The sequence below is a fragment of the Bacillus cereus group sp. BfR-BA-01381 genome (assembly GCF_022663555.1).
GTDB classification, from domain to species: Bacteria; Bacillota; Bacilli; order Bacillales; family Bacillaceae_G; genus Bacillus_A; species Bacillus_A pacificus.
The window spans coordinates 1-17,889 of sequence record NZ_JAKUFR010000050.1 but is presented as its reverse complement, the minus strand read 5'-3'; the positions used below and the strand labels follow the sequence as shown (position 1 = coordinate 17,889).

Below are 17,889 nucleotides of genomic sequence, written 5' to 3'. Positions count from 1 at the left end.
TCTAGATGTCGACTCAATATCTAAATTCTAATTTGAAAGTATTCTCTTTAAACTCTAATAAGGAACTTGCTGAGCAAATTGCAAAGCACATTGGAGTAGGACTAGGAAAATGTTCTGTTGATCGTTTTAGTGATGGAGAAGTTCAAATTAACATTGAAGAAAGTATCCGTGGTTGCGATGTATTCATTATTCAATCTACAAGCTTCCCAGTAAACGAACATATCATGGAATTACTTATTATGATCGATGCATTAAAGCGTGCATCTGCAAAAACAATTAATATTGTTATTCCTTACTATGGTTATGCGCGTCAAGACCGTAAAGCGCGTTCTCGTGAACCAATTACATCGAAACTTGTAGCAAACTTGCTTGAAACAGCAGGTGCAACTCGTGTAATCACTCTAGATTTACATGCTCCACAAATTCAAGGGTTCTTTGATATCCCAATCGACCACCTAATGGGTGTACCGATTCTTTCAGATTACTTTGAAACAAAAGGTCTTAAAGATATCGTAATCGTGTCACCTGACCACGGTGGAGTAACTCGTGCTAGAAAAATGGCAGATCGCCTAAAAGCACCAATCGCTATTATTGATAAGCGTCGTCCTCGTCCGAACGTATCTGAGGTAATGAACATTATCGGTAATATTGAAGGTAAAACAGCAATTTTAATTGATGACATCATTGATACAGCTGGTACAATTACATTAGCAGCAAACGCTCTTGTTGAGAACGGTGCTTCTGAAGTATATGCTTGCTGTACACACCCAGTATTATCTGGTCCAGCAATTGAGCGTATCCAAAACTCAAATATTAAAGAGTTAGTTGTAACGAACTCTATCGTATTACCAGAAGAGAAGAAAATCGACAAAGTACATGAACTTTCAGTTGCTCCACTAATCGGAGAAGCAATCATTCGTGTATACGAAGAAGAATCTGTAAGTGTATTATTCAATTAATTGGATAGAATGAGACGTAACCAAGATTGGTTACGTCTTTTCGTATCGAAAAAAGAAAGTAGTGGTACAAGAATGAAATTGATAGTAGGACTTGGGAACCCAGGTAGAGAATATGAATTAACAAGGCATAATATTGGATTTATGGCGATTGATGAACTTGCGAAGCGTTGGAATATTGCTTTGAACGAACAAAAGTTTAAAGGAGTATTTGGTGCAGGATTTGTTAATGGAGAAAAAGTAATCTTATTAAAGCCACTTACATATATGAATTTATCTGGGGAAAGCATTCGTCCGCTAATGGATTACTATAAAATTGATGTAGAGGACTTCGTTGTTCTGTACGATGATTTAGACATCCCTGTAGGTAAATTACGCCTTCGTATGAAAGGCAGTGCGGGTGGACATAATGGTGTGAAATCAACAATTTCACATTTAGGAACACAAGAGTTTCAACGTATCCGCATGGGAATCGATCGTCCGAAAAATGGAATGAAGGTAGTAGATTACGTATTAGGACGTTTTACATCAGAAGAGATTCCTGATGTAAATCATTCTATTGAAAAAGCAGCAGATGCATGTGAAGAGTGGTTAAATAAACCTTTTCTTCAAATTATGAATACTTTCAATAGTTAAGGGTACAATTGGGAATATTTTATTTTATTTTTACCCATACTAGCAGTAATTGAATTTTTAGGAGGCTAGTATGGAAGGTTATTATTATTGCAGACATTGCGGGAGTAATGTAGGCTCCGTTACCGCAGAAAAAGTATATAGCGACGTTTTATTTCAACTAACAGAGCAAGAAGTAGTGGAGATGATTCATTTTCATGAGAATGGAAATATATATATAAAAACGATTTGTGAATTGTGTCAAGAAACGCTCGCATCTTATCCTGAGTATTATGAATATGAAAAATTTCTGCAATAAAATGTTGTCGCTTTGGCATGTCCAAAGCATTTTTCTGTTTTCTTTTTCCGAAATATTTGCATAAAATATAGTGGCTTGCTCTTTTATGTTGAGAGGGGTTTTGAAAATGATAGGTTTATTAGAGCAATTTTATAAAAATGAAGAGATCCAATCGGTCATTAATGGATTAGAAGATGGGTTAAAAGAGCAACTTGTATCAGGTATGGCAACCTCTTCTCGTTCGTTATTAATGGCGGCCTTATATAAAAAAACAAAAAAATCACAACTTATTGTGACGCATAATTTATATCAAGCACAAAAAGTACATGAAGACTTAGTGGCGTTACTTGGTGAAAAGGATGTATGGCTATATCCAGTAAATGAATTGATAGCATCAGAACTTGGTGTTGCAAGCCCAGAATTGAAGGCGCAACGTATTGAAGTGTTAAATCGCTTAGCTGCAGGAGAGCATGGGATTATTGTAGCACCAGTTGCAGGACTACGCAGATTTTTACCAATGAAAGAGTTGTGGAAGCAAAGGCAAATCGAAATCAGTCTAGGGCAAGAGATTGATTTAGATACATTTTTGCATACTTTACATCATATTGGCTATGAGCGTAAGTCTATGGTAGAAGCTCCTGGAGAATTTAGTTTGCGTGGGGGAATATTAGATATATATCCACTAACTGAAGAGTTACCATTTCGTATTGAATTTTTCGATACAGAAGTCGATTCTATTCGATTATTTGATGTGGATGAACAGCGCTCTCAAGATAAAAAAGAAAGTGTTAGATTTGGTCCAGCAACAGAGTTTTTATTTTCGCAGGAAGAATTGAAATCAGGAATTAAGCATCTTGAAGAAGGTCTGACTAAGACGATGCAAAAACTTTCTGATGATAAGTTGAAGACTACAGTACTTGAGACGGTAAGTCATGAAATTGAGATGTTGAAAAACGGGCAAAGTATAGAACAGATGTTTAAATATTTATCTATTTTCTATAACGAACCTGCTAGTCTGATAGATTATTTACCAGAAGATGGTGTTGTGATTTTAGATGAGATTTCACGTATTCAAGAAACAGCATCACATCTTGAAACAGAAGAGGCGGAATGGTATATATCCCTTCTTGGTGAGGGAACAATCATTCAAGATTTATCTTTCTCTCATTCGTTTGAAGAATTTCTTCATCATAAAAAAAGAAGTTTTGTATATTTAACGTTATTCTTACGCCACATAGCACATACACATCCGCAAAACATTGTGAATGTGACATGTAAAACAATGCAAGATTTCCATGGGCAGATGCAGTTGTTGAAAACTGAAATTGATAGATGGAACGAAGGGCATTTTACGACTGTGGTGCTAGGTACAGATGATGAACGTGTGAAAAAACTACAACATATTTTAAGTGATTATGATATTGAGGCAGATATTGTAGAGGGTACAGATATATTATTGCCTGGAAGGTTACAAATTGCTGTAGGTGATTTACATGCAGGATTTGAAATGCCGATGCAAAAGCTTGTTGTCATTACTGAAAAAGAGCTTTTTCATAAGAAAGTTAAAAAATCACAACGTAAGCAAAAGTTATCGAATGCTGAACGTATTAAAAGTTATTCGGAATTAAAAGTTGGGGATTATGTAGTTCATGTAAATCATGGTATAGGTAAATTCTTAGGTATTGAGACATTAGAGATTAACGGTGTTCATAAAGATTATTTGAATATTAAATATCAAGGTAATGATAAGTTATACGTTCCAATTGAACAAATTGACCAAGTGCAAAAATATGTAGGATCTGAGGGTAAGGATCCGAAAGTTTATAAACTGGGCGGAAATGATTGGAAGAAGGTCAAAACGAAAGTTGAAAAATCTGTACAAGACATTGCGGATGACCTAATTAAACTATATGCTGAGCGCGAAGCTTCAAAGGGTTATGCATATACACCGGATACGGCAGAACAACAAGAATTCGAGTCCTCTTTCCCGTATCAAGAGACAGAGGATCAATTACGTTCTATTGAAGAGATTAAAAAGGATATGGAACGCGGACGTCCGATGGATAGGCTTCTTTGTGGTGATGTAGGATATGGAAAGACGGAAGTAGCTATTCGTGCGGCGTTTAAAGCAATTATGGATGAAAAACAAGTTGCAATTTTAGTGCCGACAACAATCCTTGCACAACAACACTATGAAACAATTCGAGAGCGTTTTCAAGATTATCCAATCAATATAGGATTATTAAGTAGATTCCGTACGAGAAAGCAGCAAAATGAAACAATTAAAGGTTTAAAAGATGGCACAGTAGATATTGTAATCGGAACGCATCGTATTTTATCTAAAGATGTTACTTATAAAGATTTGGGTCTTCTTATTATTGATGAAGAACAAAGATTTGGCGTAACGCATAAAGAAAAAATTAAACAATTAAAAGCAAATGTTGACGTATTAACATTAACGGCAACTCCGATTCCGCGTACGCTTCATATGTCTATGCTTGGTGTGCGTGATTTATCTGTTATTGAGACGCCGCCGGAAAATCGTTTCCCAGTTCAAACATATGTAGTAGAGTATAATCCAGCGTTAATGCGAGAAGCGATAGAACGCGAACTTGCAAGAGGTGGTCAAGTTTACTTCCTGTATAATCGTGTGGAGGATATCGAACGAAAAGCAGATGAAATTTCGATGTTAGTTCCAGATGCGCGTGTAACTTATGCACATGGGAAAATGAATGAGAGTGAATTAGAGTCTGTTATGCTATCGTTTTTAGAAGGACAGCATGATGTTCTTGTAAGTACAACGATTATTGAGACGGGTGTAGATATTCCAAATGTAAATACATTAATTGTATTTGATGCAGATCGTATGGGATTATCGCAGTTGTATCAGCTACGTGGGCGTGTTGGACGTTCTAATCGTGTTGCATATGCTTACTTTGCATACAAACGGGATAAAGTGTTATCAGAAGTTGCGGAGAAGCGTCTGCAAGCCATTAAGGAGTTCACAGAGCTTGGATCTGGTTTCAAAATTGCGATGCGAGATTTATCAATTCGTGGTGCTGGTAACTTGTTAGGAGCCGAACAACATGGATTTATTGATTCTGTCGGCTTTGATTTATATTCTCAAATGTTAAAAGATGCAATTGAACAGCGTAGAGGAACAGACGGAGTTGAAAATACAGTTAATGTTGAAATTGATTTAGAAGTAGATGCATATTTACCGGATGCTTATATTTCAGATAGTAAACAAAAAATCATGATGTATAAACAGTTTAGAGGTGTTTCTGCGATTGAGGATATCGAAGAGTTGCAGGAAGAGATGATAGATAGATTTGGTGATTACCCGCAAGAAGTTGGTTACTTATTACAAATCGCAAATATTAAAGTGTTGGCAATGAAAGAACAAATTGAGTTAATTAAACAAAATAAATTTGAAGTAACAATTCTGTTCTCAGAACAAGCGAGTCAAAACATTGATGGCGGAAAATTATTCATGCTCGGAAATAGTTTTGGACGTATGATTGGTTTAGGAATGGAAGGATCACAATTGAAAATCGTCATGAAAACAAATGGCTTAGAGACATCGAAGTGGTTAACAATTGCTGAAAATTTATTAAAAGGCTTGCCAGATGTAAAAAAAGAAGTCATAAATGCCTAATATTAGATAAAAAAATGCAATTCGACGTGCATAGAAGAACTAATGTGTAAAATACTATGTCTAACAGTTGGTGATTTTTACATGAACAGGTAAATTCACCACTTTGATCATCAGTAGAAAGTGAGGCAGCATTAGAATGAAAGCAACTGGAATCGTACGTCGAATTGATGATTTAGGTAGGGTAGTAATCCCGAAGGAAATTCGTAGAACTTTACGTATTCGAGAAGGGGACCCACTAGAAATATTTGTAGATCGCGATGGAGAAGTAATTTTAAAGAAATATTCTCCAATTAGCGAGCTAGGTGATTTTGCAAAAGAATATGCAGATGCTTTATATGATAGCTTAGGACATAATGTGCTTGTGTGTGATCGAGATTCTGTTATCGCAGTATCAGGTGTATCAAAAAAAGAATACTTAAATAAAAGCGTTGGCGATCTAATTGAAAAAACGATGGAAGAAAGAAAGTCTGTTATTATGACGGACGAAAGTGATATTTCCATTATTGATGGTGTAACAGAAAAGGTTCATTCTTATACAGTTGGACCGATTGTTGCAAATGGAGACCCAATTGGAGCTGTCATTATTTTTTCAAAAGAAGCGATTATAAGCGAAATAGAGCACAAGGCGGTCAATACTGCTGCCAGTTTCTTAGCGAAACAAATGGAACAGTAAAGGTGTATAATTTTAGAAGTAGCAATCTTTCCTAATTATGATATTTCTTTTTGAGAAATCAATTATTTGGAGATATATGTATATTGAATGAAGGTAGCGTTTTGCTACCTTTTTTCATTGAATATTTCTAGCGTTACACGAATGTATTGTTACTGGTGTAGGTAAGGAAGCTTGTCCTTTTCTTTATGATATAATACGAGGGGTGAGAATAGAAAAAGGAGTTTTCTTGCATGGAATCGAAGAAGTATCAAGCCTTTTGGCGTGGGGCTATTATATTAACAATCGCAAGTTTTGTTACAAAGGTATTAAGCGCCTTTTACCGTATTCCATATCAAAATATAGCGGGTGACGTTGGTTTTTATATTTACCAACAAATTTATCCGTTTTATGGATTTTGTTTAATTTTAGCTACTTATGGGTTCCCCATTATAATTTCAAAAATGGTTGCGGAACGATTAGAGCGAGGGAAAAAACAAGAAGCAGAAGAAATTATTTGTGTATCTTTTTGGTTTTTATTAGGGATTGGTTTCATAGGATTTTTTACATTGTTCTTTGGTGCCGAAGCAATTGCGATAGCTATGGGCGATATACACTTAGATAAGCTATTACGCGTTATTTCCTTTTCATTCATATTGATGCCGTTTTTATCTGTAGCAAGAGGATATTTCCAGGGGTTCAATAATATGATGCCAACAGCTGTTTCGCAAGTGATAGAACAAACGATTCGTGTTTCTATTATTGTATTTTTATCTCTATTCCTAATTGCTCACGAATTTGATTTATATACAGTTGGTGCAGGTGCTATGCTCGGTTCAATCGCAGGTGGATTGATTGGGATTATCGTACTTATACTTTATATGCGTCATGACTTTCGTTCTATATTCTTCAAAAGTGTAAAGAGGATTAAAGGGAAAAAGAAGATTATAAAAATCCTGTTTTGGCAGGGGTTAGCAATTTGTGTTAGTAACTTAGTGCTTATTTTTATACAGATGGCTGATTCTATTTCTTTCTATTCTTTACTTATTGGAGCAGGAGAGCCAGCTGAAAGTGCAAAGGTGTTAAAAGGTGTTTATGACAGAAGTATCCCGCTTATGCAATTAGGTACTGTCGTGACAACTTCCTTCTCGTTGTCGCTTATTCCAATTATTACAGCAGCGAAGGAAAGAGGAGATCTTACCTTTATTCGAGAAAAGGTAAGGCTAGCGATGAAAATAACATTTGTTATCGGATTTGCAGCAGCCATTGGATTAACTTGTATTATCCAGCCTACGAATATTATGTTGTTTGAAAATAGTGATGGGTCAGATGTTTTATCTATTTTATCTTTATCTATTTTATTTAGTTCATTGTCGATTACAACTGCTTCTATTTTGCAAGGGTTAGGACAAACATTAAAACCAGCAATATTCGTTATATTTGGCGGTTGTTTAAAGTTAGCTTTAAATTATATATTAATGCCGTATTTTAGTGTGAAGGGAGCTGCAATTGCAACGCTAGTTGCGTTAATTGTAATTTCTATACTAAATAGTGTATTACTTATGCGAGCTGTATCCGAATCGCTTATCGACAAACGGAATATGTTGGGTGTAGTTATTAGTGGTATCGGTATGGGATTTGTACTAATAATGTTTATGCGTGTATTGCAAATGTCTGGATTAGTAATGGATACAAGTCATAGAGGTGTTGCAACACTTGAGGCGTTGTTAGGTGTAGCCATCGGCGGATTGGCATATATGTTTTTAATTTTAAAATTACGTGTATTTACAAAAGCGGAAATAGGAACCGTTATGAAAAAAGAGAAAAAAGAAGGTTCATTGAAGAAGAGTGGATAGAGGTGGCAGGTTGTGAGTGGAATCATTACTATTTTAGGATTAGGTGCTGGTGAATTAGATCAGTTAACGATGGGTGTATATCGAAAAATAAAAGAAGCAGATCACATGTTTGTTAGGACGAAGGAACATCCCGTTATAGAAGAGTTGGAGAAAGAAGGTATACAATATACTGCCTTTGACAATGTATATGAAGCGCATGATACATTTGAAATTGTATATGAAACAATTGCGAATACATTGTTAGAACAAGCTGAAGGTACAGAAATCATCTATGCTGTTCCAGGGCATCCGCTTGTAGCGGAAAGAACGGTTCAACTACTGTTGGAAAAAGGCGAGATAGCGAATGTTGAAGTGCGAATTGAAGGTGGGCAAAGTTTCCTTGATCCTATGTTTGCAAGTCTTAAGATTGATCCGATTGAAGGGTTCCAATTAATTGACGCCACATCATTTGAAAGAGGACAATTAGAATTACGTCAACACTTAATCTTTTGCCAAGTATATGACGCATTCGTTGCATCAGATGTGAAATTAACATTAATGGAGATGCTGCCAGATGATTATGAAGTGTATATCGTAACAGCTGCAGGGACTTCATTTGAGCAAGTGAAAAAGGTGCCGTTGTACATGTTAGATCATGAAACGGAGTTGAATAACTTAACGAGTGTATATGTACCACCAGTTCAGGAACGTGAGTCCTTATATCAACAGTTTGATGTACTTCGAGAAATTATTGCAGACCTTCGTGGTCCAAATGGTTGCCCGTGGGATAAAAAGCAAACACATCAATCTTTAAAGAAGTATTTAATTGAGGAAGCGTATGAAGTGTTAGAAGCAATTGATGAAGAGGATGATGATCACTTAGTAGAAGAACTAGGTGATGTATTATTACAAGTTATGCTTCATGCCCAAATCGGAGAGGACGAAGGTTGGTTCTCTATAGATGATATTATTCGAACTTTATCTGAGAAAATGGTTCGTCGTCATCCGCATGTATTTGGGAATACGGATGTAAATAATGCCGATGAAGTAATTGCCAATTGGGAAGAAATTAAAAAACAAGAAAAAGGGTTTGTAAAAGAATCTGTTTTAAATGGAGTTCCAAAAAGTTTGCCGCAGTTACTACGCGCTTATGAAATCCAGAAAAAAGCTGGTAAGGTTGGTTTCGATTGGGTGGATGTACAGCCGATGATAGAGAAAGCCTTAGAAGAATGGCAAGAGTTCCAACAAGAAGTCGCAAACATGGATGAGGCGAAGATGTTAAGTGAATTTGGCGATTTACTATTTGCGTTTGTTAATATAGCTCGTCATTATAAAATAGATCCAGAAGAAGCGTTACGTTCAACAAATGAGAAATTCGTCAGTCGTTTTTTATACATGGAAGCAAAGGTAGCTGAAATGAATAAAGAGATGCAAGATTTATCATTAGAGCAGTTAGATGTTTTCTGGGAAGAGGCAAAACAAACAGAGCGTTAATAGGGGGATTTAATATGCGTCTAGATAAGTTTTTAAAAGTATCACGTTTAATTAAAAGAAGAACATTGGCGAAAGAAGTAGCTGATCAAGGAAGAATATCCATTAACGGTCAAGTGGCAAAAGCAAGTTCGGATGTGAAAGTAGCTGATGAATTAACAATTCGTTTTGGTCAAAAAATAGTAACTGTAAAAATAAATGAATTGAAAGAAACGACTAAAAAAGAAGATGCAGCAAATATGTATAGCTTAGTTCGTGAAGAAAAAGTAAAGGCCGAAGAAGGCTTGTTCTAAAATCGATTATCCCTTCATACATTACTATTAGCTAGTATAAATGTATGGGGGGATTTACGTGAATAATGGTTACTCACCTATGTCTTCTAATCAACAAAATGTTTCTGTAGAGCATGATATTATTATGCGTGGCAGACGTGTAATTGATATTACCGGTGTAAAGCAGGTAGAGAGTTTTGATAGCGAAGAGTTTTTACTTGAGACTGTAATGGGCTTTTTAACAATTCGTGGTCAAAATTTGCAAATGAAAAATTTAGATGTAGAAAAAGGTGTTGTATCGATTAAAGGGAAAGTTCATGAGATGCTGTATATTGATGAGAATCAAGGGGAGAAAACTAAAGGCTTCTTTAGTAAGTTGTTTAAATGAGTCTAACAATTCAGTTGTATACGATGCTCTCAATGATCGGAATGGGTGCTTGGATTGGAGCGTCTTTAGATACATACCAACGATTTTTAAAACGTCAAGAACGTAAGCGTTGGATTGTATTTATACATGATATACTATTTTGGATTGTCCAAGCATTATTCGTTTTTTACGTATTGCTTCTTGTAAATGAAGCTGAACTACGTATATATGTATTTTTAGCATTATTATGTGGTTTTGCGGCATATCAAAGCATGTTGAAAGCAATATACATGAGACTGTTAAATTTTCTCATCTATATTTTTGTGCAAACAACACACTTTTTTGTTCAAATTATACAGCTACTCATGATAAAACCTGTTATTATTATAGCGCAGCTATTTATTGCATTTATATTATTCTTATTTCGTATACTGCTTTCAATTGGACATGTGTTATGGAAAATGGTGATTTGGATATTACTTTTCATATGGAAAGTTTTTTTCTGGCCTGTTCGATTTATTGCTTCGCTCATATGGAAACTTCTCCCTAATCGTGTTAAACTTTTTATAATGAAGCATGTAGGATTCCTGCAATATATAGCAAAATTGAAGGGACATATCTTCCAATTATGGGAGCGTATAAAAAAGAAGTTAGGGGGACCTCGGAAATGAGGGAACTGAGACAAAGAACAATCGAAAAACAGAGTCCAAATCCTGTTAAAGAGCATATAATACAAACGGATGAGAACAGGAAGCGACTTTATCGCCGTTTAGCGGTTTTTCTTGTCTTTGCTTTTACAATTATTGCGAGTATTAGTGTAACGTTTTATCAACAAAACAGTTCCATTAAAGCAAAAGAAGCAAAAGTTAAGGACATGAAAAAAGAACTGGATTCATTAACGAACAAAGAAAAGAGTCTAAAAGACGAAGTTCAAAAGTTAAATGATGAAGAGTACGTATTAAAGATTGCTAGAAGGGATTATTTCTTCTCTGGAAAAGGGGAGATAATTTTTCCTGTTTCTAAGTAGAGTATGTCTTATTGACACTATATTTTAGGATTATATATAATAAAGTAAAATTTGACTTTTTAACCACTAAGGAGGAGCATTTTTTTTATGTCAATCGAGGTAGGCAGCAAGTTACAGGGTAAAGTAACAGGTATTACAAATTTTGGGGCTTTTGTGGAGCTGCCAGAAGGCTTAACGGGTCTTGTTCATATTAGTGAAGTTGCTGATAATTATGTGAAAGATATTAACGATCACTTAAAAGTGGGCGACCAAGTAGAAGTAAAAGTTATTAACGTTGAAAAAGATGGTAAGATCGGTCTATCTATTAAAAAAGCGAAAGAGCGTGAAAAAACAGAAGGAGATCGTCCACGTGGTGAATACCAACGCGGTGGTGATCAACAACGTTCTGGACGTCCACAACGTAATCGTTCTTTCAACAGAGATAACCGTGGTGGCGGTAACGACCGTGCTCCAAAAGAAACATTCGAGCAAAAGATGGCACGTTTCTTAAAGGATAGCGAAGATCGTTTAACTTCTTTAAAGCGTAACACTGAATCTAAACGTGGTGGCCGTGGCGCACGTCGCGGATAATAAGAACGTTTAATTCTTAGAATATAGAGAGGTGCCCAGGGCGATTGCTCAGGGTGCTTTTTTATATGTGAAAATATATTTTTAAAAAAGTTTTCAAGATGTGTTGACTTTAAATTATATCTGAGGTAAGATACTAATTGTCCGTTAAATAAGACGACATGGCGGTGTAGCTCAGCTGGCTAGAGCGTACGGTTCATACCCGTGAGGTCGGGGGTTCGATCCCCTCCGCCGCTATATTTAATTTAACGGCCCGTTGGTCAAGTGGTTAAGACACCGCCCTTTCACGGCGGTAACACGGGTTCGAATCCCGTACGGGTCATCTAAAAAGATCATGCAAATGCGCATGATCTTTTTTTGTTAAATAAATTAAGACATACAACACTTCTACAAAATCACCCTATATTTTCTGAATGTTCGATTAAAATATTAAAAATAAAATACATACTGTGTATATATGTAGAGTTATTTCGAATAAAAAGTCGAACGATTATAAAAGTGAAAACTGTTGTTTTGACAAAAATCCCAATAATCATCTTTTATAATGACAGTAATTAAACTATGCAGGTGGTGTTAAAAATATGCCTAAAGCAGGAAGGAATACTATGAATACAAGTACATTGGCAATGAATGAAGGTCAGCTTGGAGGAGTAAAGTGGACGAGTAAGTTGCGAATGAAGTTTGAGCAAGTTTTCTTTAGATGGGGATTTATTATTGTTGTTATTGGTTTTCTTTTGGGACGAGCATATATATTAACAAACATTTTACCGTTTGCACTGCCGTTTTTTGCTGCTGTTTATGTTATGAAGCGGGATAAAATGCCGCTCGCGTTCTTGGCCCTAATGGGGGGCGCACTTTCAGTTTCGATAGATAATTTATTCTTTACCTTTGCATCTATTTTTACTTTCTTCATTTATAATATCTTCTTTAGTCGGTTTACACGTAAAACTGTTGGACTTGTACCATTCCAAGTATTTATCTCCGCATTAACTGCACATTTAGTTGTCGTATATTTTGCACAACAAACTGTTACCATGTACGATTTACTCGTTAGTACGATTGAGGCAGGGCTTAGCTTCGTATTAACTATGATATTTTTACAAAGTGTCCCGCTTTTAGTAGAAAGAAAAGGGAAACAACAAGCGTTAGAGACAGAAGAAATTGTTTGTTTAATTATATTACTAGCATCTGTTTTAACTGGTACAACAGATTGGTTCATATATGATGCTTCTATTCAACATATTTTTACTAGGTATTTAGTGCTTGTGTTTGCGTTTATCGCAGGAGCGGCTACAGGATCTACAGTAGGGGTCGTCACTGGGTTAATATTAAGTTTAGCAAATGTCTCTAGTTTGTCCCAACTTAGTCTGCTTGCTTTTTCTGGATTGCTCGGTGGTTTGTTAAAAGAAGGGAAACGCTTAGGTGTTAGTTTAGGTTTATTAATTGGGACAAGCTTGATTACGCTATATGTAGACAAGCAAACAAACATTGTGACAACTTTAATTGAATCTGGTGTGGCGATTGCTTTCTTTTTATTAACACCGAAACTTGTTATGGATCGTATTGCTAAATTTATGCCAGGCACACAGGAGCATTCGCAAGATCAACAACAGTATTTAAGAAGGATGCGTGATGTTACAGCGAATAAAATCAATCAATTTGCCAATGTATTTGCTGCTTTATCTAATAGCTTTTCTGTATATGGATATGTGGAGGCGGAAGATAAAGAGACGGAGGCAGATTTGTTTTTAAGTACAATTACTGCAAAAACATGTCAAACATGTTTTAAAAAGGACCAATGCTGGGTAGTTAATTTCGATAAAACGTACGATTATATGAAACAAATAATGAGCGAAACAGAAGAAGGAACTCTGCAGCATAATCGGAAGTTAGTTCGTGAATGGGACAAGCATTGTGTGAGAGGAAAGAAAGTGACGGATTTAGTAGCAGGTGAATTAGATCATTTCTATGAGGGACAAAAATTACGAAAACAAATGAAAGAAAATCGTAGAATAGTAGCGGAGCAATTGTTAGGTGTATCAAAAGTTATGGAGGATTTTGCCAAGGAGATACAAAGAGAAAGAGAAAATCATCAAGTACAGGAAGAGCAGATTCTGCAAGCATTTCGTGATTTTGGTGTAGAAATAGAGCATGTTGATATTTATTGTTTAGATAGAGGAAGTATTGATATTGAAATGTTGATTCCAGTTGCATCTAATGAACATGGAGAGTGTGAAAAATTAGTTGCACCAATGCTTTCTGATATCCTGAAGGAAAACATAGTTGTGAAACATGAAGAAAAATCTTCTTATCCGAACGGCCACAGTTTAATATCATTTGGTTCAGCAAAAACGTATTCCCTTGATACCGGCTTGGCCACAGCCGCGAAAGGCGGTGGGTTTGTTTCGGGTGATTCTTATGCAATGATGGATTTAAGTGTTGGGAAATATGCCCTTGCAATTAGTGATGGCATGGGAAATGGGCAAAGAGCTCATATGGAGAGTAAAGAAACAGTGAAATTATTACAAAAAATACTTCAGTCAGGCATTGATGAGGAGATAGCGATTAAATCTATTAACTCTATTCTTTCTTTAAGAACAACAGAAGAGATGTTTACGACATTAGACTTAGCTATGGTAGATTTGCGGGATGCGAGTGCGAAGTTTTTAAAGATTGGATCGACGCCGAGTTTTGTTAAACGTGCAAATAATATTTTGAAAATCGAAGCAAGTAATTTACCAATGGGAATTATTGAGGATGTTGAAGTTGATGTAGTGGGTGAGCAATTAAAAACAGGTGATATTCTTATTATGATGAGTGATGGGATTTTTGAGGGCGCGCAGCATGTGGAGAATCATGAATTATGGATGAAGCGGAAAATTAAAGAGTTACAAACTGAAGATCCGCAAGAAATTGCTGATATCATTATGGAAGAGGTGATTCGATCTGGCGATGGTTATATAAATGATGATATGACTATTGTAGTAGCGAAAGTGAAGAAAAATATGCCGAAGTGGGCTACCATTCCAATTGTAGGAATGCAAGCGCAATAAAGTGAAACTTGAAATATGATGTTTCTTTCTAAAAACCTAGGTGGATGCCTAGGTTTTTTTGCTTTAAAAGATAATATTATTATTTTTGTGAATATGTACGAATGATGTAAGATAAAAATGTAATTTTTGTATATCTTTTTTTTGCACAATGTTTGTAAAAGTTGTACCATTATAAACAAGGTAACTAACGTTGCTGTTCTTGTTTAATGAAAGGTGATTACGAAGTTGAAAGATACATTTGTTGAAAAGGTAGATGACTTTGTAAAGCAGCATGATGTATTAAAGGAACGCTCAACAATTGTTGTAGGTGTTTCTGGTGGTCCTGACTCTGTGGCTCTTCTATATTATTTGTTAGAAAAAAGAGCAGCAAAACAGTTTGAGATTGTAGTGGCGCATGTGGATCATATGTTTCGAGGTGATGAATCTCATGAGGACCTACAGTTTGTGCAAGACCTTTGTAAAGAGCTAGGAGTTATTTGCGAAACGATAAGGATTAATGTGTCGCAATATCAACAGCAATACGGGATGAATGCACAAGTTGCTGCTAGAGAATGCAGATATGCATTTTTGGAAAGAATAATGAAGAAATATGATGCGAGGTATGTAGCTCTTGGACATCATGGTGATGATCAAGTAGAGACAATTTTAATGCGCCTTGTACGAGGGAGTACTCCGAAAGGATATGCCGGCATTGCAGTGAAGCGTCCTTTTCATAATGGGTATTTAATTAGGCCGTTACTTGGAGTAACGAAGGAAGAGATTGTTGATTACTGTCATAAGTTAAAAATAATTCCTCGTATAGATCCAAGTAATAAAAAGGAAGTATATACAAGGAATCGATTACGTAAATATGTTCTTCCTCATTTGAAAGAAGAAAATCCACAAGTGCATGAGAAGTTCCAAAAATTTAGCATGCAGATGCAAGAGGATGAGGCGTATTTGCAGGAATTAGCTTTTGAGAAAATGAATAAAGTAATTACAAAAAAAAGTGATAAACAAATTAGCTTATCAATTCCTGCCTTTGAATCCATGTCTATGCCTTTACAAAGAAGAGGGATTCAACTAATATTAAACTATCTTTATGAATATAAGATTCCATCTTCTCTTTCCTCTATACATATTGACAAAGTGATTGAGTTTTTTAAGCGGACACAACCTTCGGGTTCACTTGATTTCCCAGGTGATTTAAAAATTGTTCGCGCATACGAGGAGTGCAGCTTTGGATTTAAACAAGAAATTGTTTCCCCTTTTTTACAAGATTTATCAGTGCCCGGGACAATTACGCTATCGAACGGGGATAAGCTTGTAACAGAGGTGAGCGAAGATATACCAAGTAACATGAATGAAACAGTTTTTGTTGCTAAGTATAATGATATATCATATCCACTTCGTATTCGTTCTAGAGAAAATGGAGATCGCATGTCAATACAAGGTATGAATGGCACCAAAAAGATAAAAGCTATTTTTATCGAAGCGAAAGTACCAAGAGAAAAAAGAGAAGAATGGCCGGTCGTTTGTGATGCAAGTGGGAACATTATTTGGATACCCTTGTTGAAACGATCTGCATTTGCTATCTCGAAAGAGGTAACAAAGAAAGATAAATATATGATTATTCACTACAAAAGCAAGGAGTCTTCCGGGAGGATAATGAAATGATGAATCAAGATATCGAAAAAGTATTAATTTCTGAAGAACAAATACAAGAAAAGGTGCTCGAGTTAGGTGCAATTATTGCAGAGGATTATAAAAATACAGTACCTCTTGCGATTGGTGTACTAAAGGGTGCAATGCCATTCATGGCAGATTTATTAAAGAGAACAGATACATATCTTGAAATGGATTTTATGGCTGTATCTAGTTACGGTCACTCAACTGTTTCAACAGGCGAAGTGAAAATTTTAAAAGACCTTGATACTTCTGTAGAAGGTCGCGATATTTTAATCGTTGAAGATATTATTGATAGTGGTCTTACGCTAAGCTACTTAGTAGACCTATTTAAATATCGTAAAGCGAAGTCTGTAAAAATTGTTACGTTATTAGATAAACCAACAGGCCGTAAGGTGGATTTGAAAGCGGATTATGTTGGATTTACTGTACCGCATGAATTTGTTGTAGGGTATGGATTAGATTATAAAGAGCAGTACCGTAATCTTCCTTATGTAGGAGTATTAAAACCAAGCGTTTACTCAAATTAATTAAATACAGGCGTCACAATTGTATAGGAAAGTTTTTCTATGTTACGATTTACTATAGTGTTTATGCCGTGAGAGGAGGTTAGGAATGAATCGTATCTTCCGTAATACCATCTTTTATTTACTGATATTCCTAGTAGTAATTGGAATCGTGAGCTATTTTAATGGTTCGACACAAAAAACGACATCAGTTAGCTACGATAAATTCATTACTAAACTAGAAAAAGGTGAAGTTCGTAATGTGCAACTTCAACCGAAAAATGGTGTGTTTGAGGTAAAAGGACAATTTAACAACTCTAGCCAAGGAGAACAATTTGTTACTTACGCACCAAATACTGAGGAATTACAAAAGAAAATTAATGACAAAGCGCAAGGTGCTGAAGTTAAGTATCAACCAGCAGAAGAAACAAGTGCTTGGGTAACATTCTTTACTTCTATCATTCCGTTTGTTATTATCTTCATTTTATTCTTCTTCTTGTTAAACCAAGCTCAGGGCGGCGGTAGCCGTGTTATGAACTTCGGGAAAAGTAAGGCGAAGTTATATAATGACGAAAAGAAAAAGGTTCGTTTCAGAGATGTTGCTGGGGCGGATGAAGAGAAACAAGAGCTTGTTGAGGTAGTTGAATTCTTGAAAGATCCTCGTAAGTTCGCTGAAGTTGGTGCCCGTATTCCGAAGGGTGTTCTATTAGTTGGACCTCCAGGTACAGGTAAAACTTTATTAGCACGTGCTGTTGCAGGTGAGGCAGGCGTTCCGTTCTTCTCTATCAGTGGTTCTGACTTCGTAGAGATGTTCGTCGGTGTCGGTGCATCACGTGTACGTGATTTATTCGAAAATGCAAAGAAAAATGCTCCTTGTATCATTTTCATTGATGAAATTGATGCAGTAGGACGTCAACGTGGTGCAGGTCTTGG

At 35.9% G+C, this 17,889-nt stretch carries 15 protein-coding genes, 2 tRNA genes and 1 pseudogene; all 18 read left to right on the top strand.

Going from position 1 to position 17,889, the window contains the following annotated elements; genetic code table 11:
- The first annotated feature begins 5 nt into the window (after nucleotides 1-5).
- On the top strand, nucleotides 6-959 hold the full coding sequence (locus tag MR079_RS17360; RefSeq protein WP_000107420.1) for a ribose-phosphate diphosphokinase: 954 nt from the start codon (nucleotides 6-8) through the stop codon (nucleotides 957-959).
- A 72-nt stretch (nucleotides 960-1,031) separates the two neighbouring features.
- Nucleotides 1,032-1,592 carry an aminoacyl-tRNA hydrolase gene (gene pth / locus MR079_RS17355; RefSeq protein WP_277933113.1) on the top strand — a complete coding sequence of 187 codons (561 nt, stop codon included), beginning with the start codon at nucleotides 1,032-1,034 and terminating at the stop codon, nucleotides 1,590-1,592.
- Nucleotides 1,593-1,662: 70 nt separating this feature from the next.
- Nucleotides 1,663-1,887: an anti-sigma-F factor Fin gene (locus MR079_RS17350; protein WP_000399440.1), complete on the top strand. Its 225-nt coding sequence runs from the start codon at nucleotides 1,663-1,665 to the stop codon at nucleotides 1,885-1,887.
- A gap of 106 nt (nucleotides 1,888-1,993) precedes the next feature.
- Nucleotides 1,994-5,524, top strand: a complete 3,531-nt coding sequence (gene mfd, locus MR079_RS17345; protein ID WP_000579716.1) for a transcription-repair coupling factor — start codon at nucleotides 1,994-1,996, stop codon at nucleotides 5,522-5,524.
- Between the two features lie 136 nt (nucleotides 5,525-5,660).
- Nucleotides 5,661-6,197 carry a stage V sporulation protein T gene (gene spoVT / locus MR079_RS17340; protein ID WP_139869785.1) on the top strand — a complete coding sequence of 179 codons (537 nt, stop codon included), beginning with the start codon at nucleotides 5,661-5,663 and terminating at the stop codon, nucleotides 6,195-6,197.
- Nucleotides 6,198-6,427: 230 nt separating this feature from the next.
- Nucleotides 6,428-8,029: a putative polysaccharide biosynthesis protein gene (locus MR079_RS17335; RefSeq protein WP_139869786.1), complete on the top strand. Its 1,602-nt coding sequence runs from the start codon at nucleotides 6,428-6,430 to the stop codon at nucleotides 8,027-8,029.
- Nucleotides 8,030-8,041: 12 nt separating this feature from the next.
- Nucleotides 8,042-9,502 carry a bifunctional methyltransferase/pyrophosphohydrolase YabN gene (yabN, locus tag MR079_RS17330; RefSeq protein ID WP_139869787.1) on the top strand — a complete coding sequence of 487 codons (1,461 nt, stop codon included), beginning with the start codon at nucleotides 8,042-8,044 and terminating at the stop codon, nucleotides 9,500-9,502.
- Between the two features lie 14 nt (nucleotides 9,503-9,516).
- Nucleotides 9,517-9,792, top strand: coding sequence for an RNA-binding S4 domain-containing protein (locus tag MR079_RS17325; RefSeq protein WP_001234876.1), 276 nt, complete (start codon nucleotides 9,517-9,519; stop codon nucleotides 9,790-9,792).
- Nucleotides 9,793-9,850: 58 nt separating this feature from the next.
- Complete coding sequence (gene yabP, locus MR079_RS17320) at nucleotides 9,851-10,159, top strand: sporulation protein YabP (RefSeq protein ID WP_001059101.1); 309 nt, start codon at nucleotides 9,851-9,853, stop codon at nucleotides 10,157-10,159.
- Nucleotides 10,156-10,809 carry a spore cortex biosynthesis protein YabQ gene (yabQ, locus tag MR079_RS17315; protein ID WP_000059762.1) on the top strand — a complete coding sequence of 218 codons (654 nt, stop codon included), beginning with the start codon at nucleotides 10,156-10,158 and terminating at the stop codon, nucleotides 10,807-10,809. Before yabP ends, yabQ begins: the two co-directional genes overlap by 4 nt.
- A complete protein-coding gene (gene divIC / locus MR079_RS17310) occupies nucleotides 10,806-11,165 on the top strand; it encodes a cell division protein DivIC (protein ID WP_001208736.1) in 360 nt (119 codons plus the stop codon). The genes yabQ and divIC overlap by 4 nt, the downstream gene beginning before the upstream one ends.
- Before the next feature lie 87 nt (nucleotides 11,166-11,252).
- Nucleotides 11,253-11,735: a S1 domain-containing RNA-binding protein gene (locus MR079_RS17305; protein WP_000021452.1), complete on the top strand. Its 483-nt coding sequence runs from the start codon at nucleotides 11,253-11,255 to the stop codon at nucleotides 11,733-11,735.
- 160 nt (nucleotides 11,736-11,895) lie between these two features.
- Nucleotides 11,896-11,969 (top strand) — tRNA-Met (locus MR079_RS17300).
- 13 nt (nucleotides 11,970-11,982) lie between these two features.
- Nucleotides 11,983-12,054: transfer RNA gene (locus MR079_RS17295), tRNA-Glu, on the top strand.
- Nucleotides 12,055-12,313: 259 nt separating this feature from the next.
- Nucleotides 12,314-14,785, top strand: coding sequence for a stage II sporulation protein E (spoIIE, locus tag MR079_RS17290; protein WP_139869788.1), 2,472 nt, complete (start codon nucleotides 12,314-12,316; stop codon nucleotides 14,783-14,785).
- 225 nt (nucleotides 14,786-15,010) lie between these two features.
- Nucleotides 15,011-16,441 (top strand): tRNA lysidine(34) synthetase TilS, encoded by a 1,431-nt coding sequence (tilS, locus tag MR079_RS17285; RefSeq protein ID WP_139869789.1) that lies wholly within the window; start codon nucleotides 15,011-15,013, stop codon nucleotides 16,439-16,441.
- Nucleotides 16,438-16,980 carry a hypoxanthine phosphoribosyltransferase gene (hpt, locus tag MR079_RS17280; protein WP_000981838.1) on the top strand — a complete coding sequence of 181 codons (543 nt, stop codon included), beginning with the start codon at nucleotides 16,438-16,440 and terminating at the stop codon, nucleotides 16,978-16,980. The genes tilS and hpt overlap by 4 nt, the downstream gene beginning before the upstream one ends.
- Before the next feature lie 85 nt (nucleotides 16,981-17,065).
- Nucleotides 17,066-17,889: pseudogene (ftsH, locus tag MR079_RS17275) on the top strand (ATP-dependent zinc metalloprotease FtsH); the annotation flags it as partial.

Coding starts and splice junctions, on each gene's coding strand:
- spoVT (WP_139869785.1), top strand. CDS start 5,661: ATGAAAGCAACTGGAATCGTACGTCGAATTGATGATTTAGGTAGGGTA.
- MR079_RS17350 (WP_000399440.1), top strand. CDS start 1,663: ATGGAAGGTTATTATTATTGCAGACATTGCGGGAGTAATGTAGGCTCC.
- pth (WP_277933113.1), top strand. CDS start 1,032: ATGAAATTGATAGTAGGACTTGGGAACCCAGGTAGAGAATATGAATTA.
- spoIIE (WP_139869788.1), top strand. CDS start 12,314: ATGCCTAAAGCAGGAAGGAATACTATGAATACAAGTACATTGGCAATG.
- yabQ (WP_000059762.1), top strand. CDS start 10,156: ATGAGTCTAACAATTCAGTTGTATACGATGCTCTCAATGATCGGAATG.
- MR079_RS17305 (WP_000021452.1), top strand. CDS start 11,253: ATGTCAATCGAGGTAGGCAGCAAGTTACAGGGTAAAGTAACAGGTATT.
- MR079_RS17360 (WP_000107420.1), top strand. CDS start 6: ATGTCGACTCAATATCTAAATTCTAATTTGAAAGTATTCTCTTTAAAC.
- mfd (WP_000579716.1), top strand. CDS start 1,994: ATGATAGGTTTATTAGAGCAATTTTATAAAAATGAAGAGATCCAATCG.
- MR079_RS17335 (WP_139869786.1), top strand. CDS start 6,428: ATGGAATCGAAGAAGTATCAAGCCTTTTGGCGTGGGGCTATTATATTA.
- MR079_RS17325 (WP_001234876.1), top strand. CDS start 9,517: ATGCGTCTAGATAAGTTTTTAAAAGTATCACGTTTAATTAAAAGAAGA.
- hpt (WP_000981838.1), top strand. CDS start 16,438: ATGATGAATCAAGATATCGAAAAAGTATTAATTTCTGAAGAACAAATA.
- divIC (WP_001208736.1), top strand. CDS start 10,806: ATGAGGGAACTGAGACAAAGAACAATCGAAAAACAGAGTCCAAATCCT.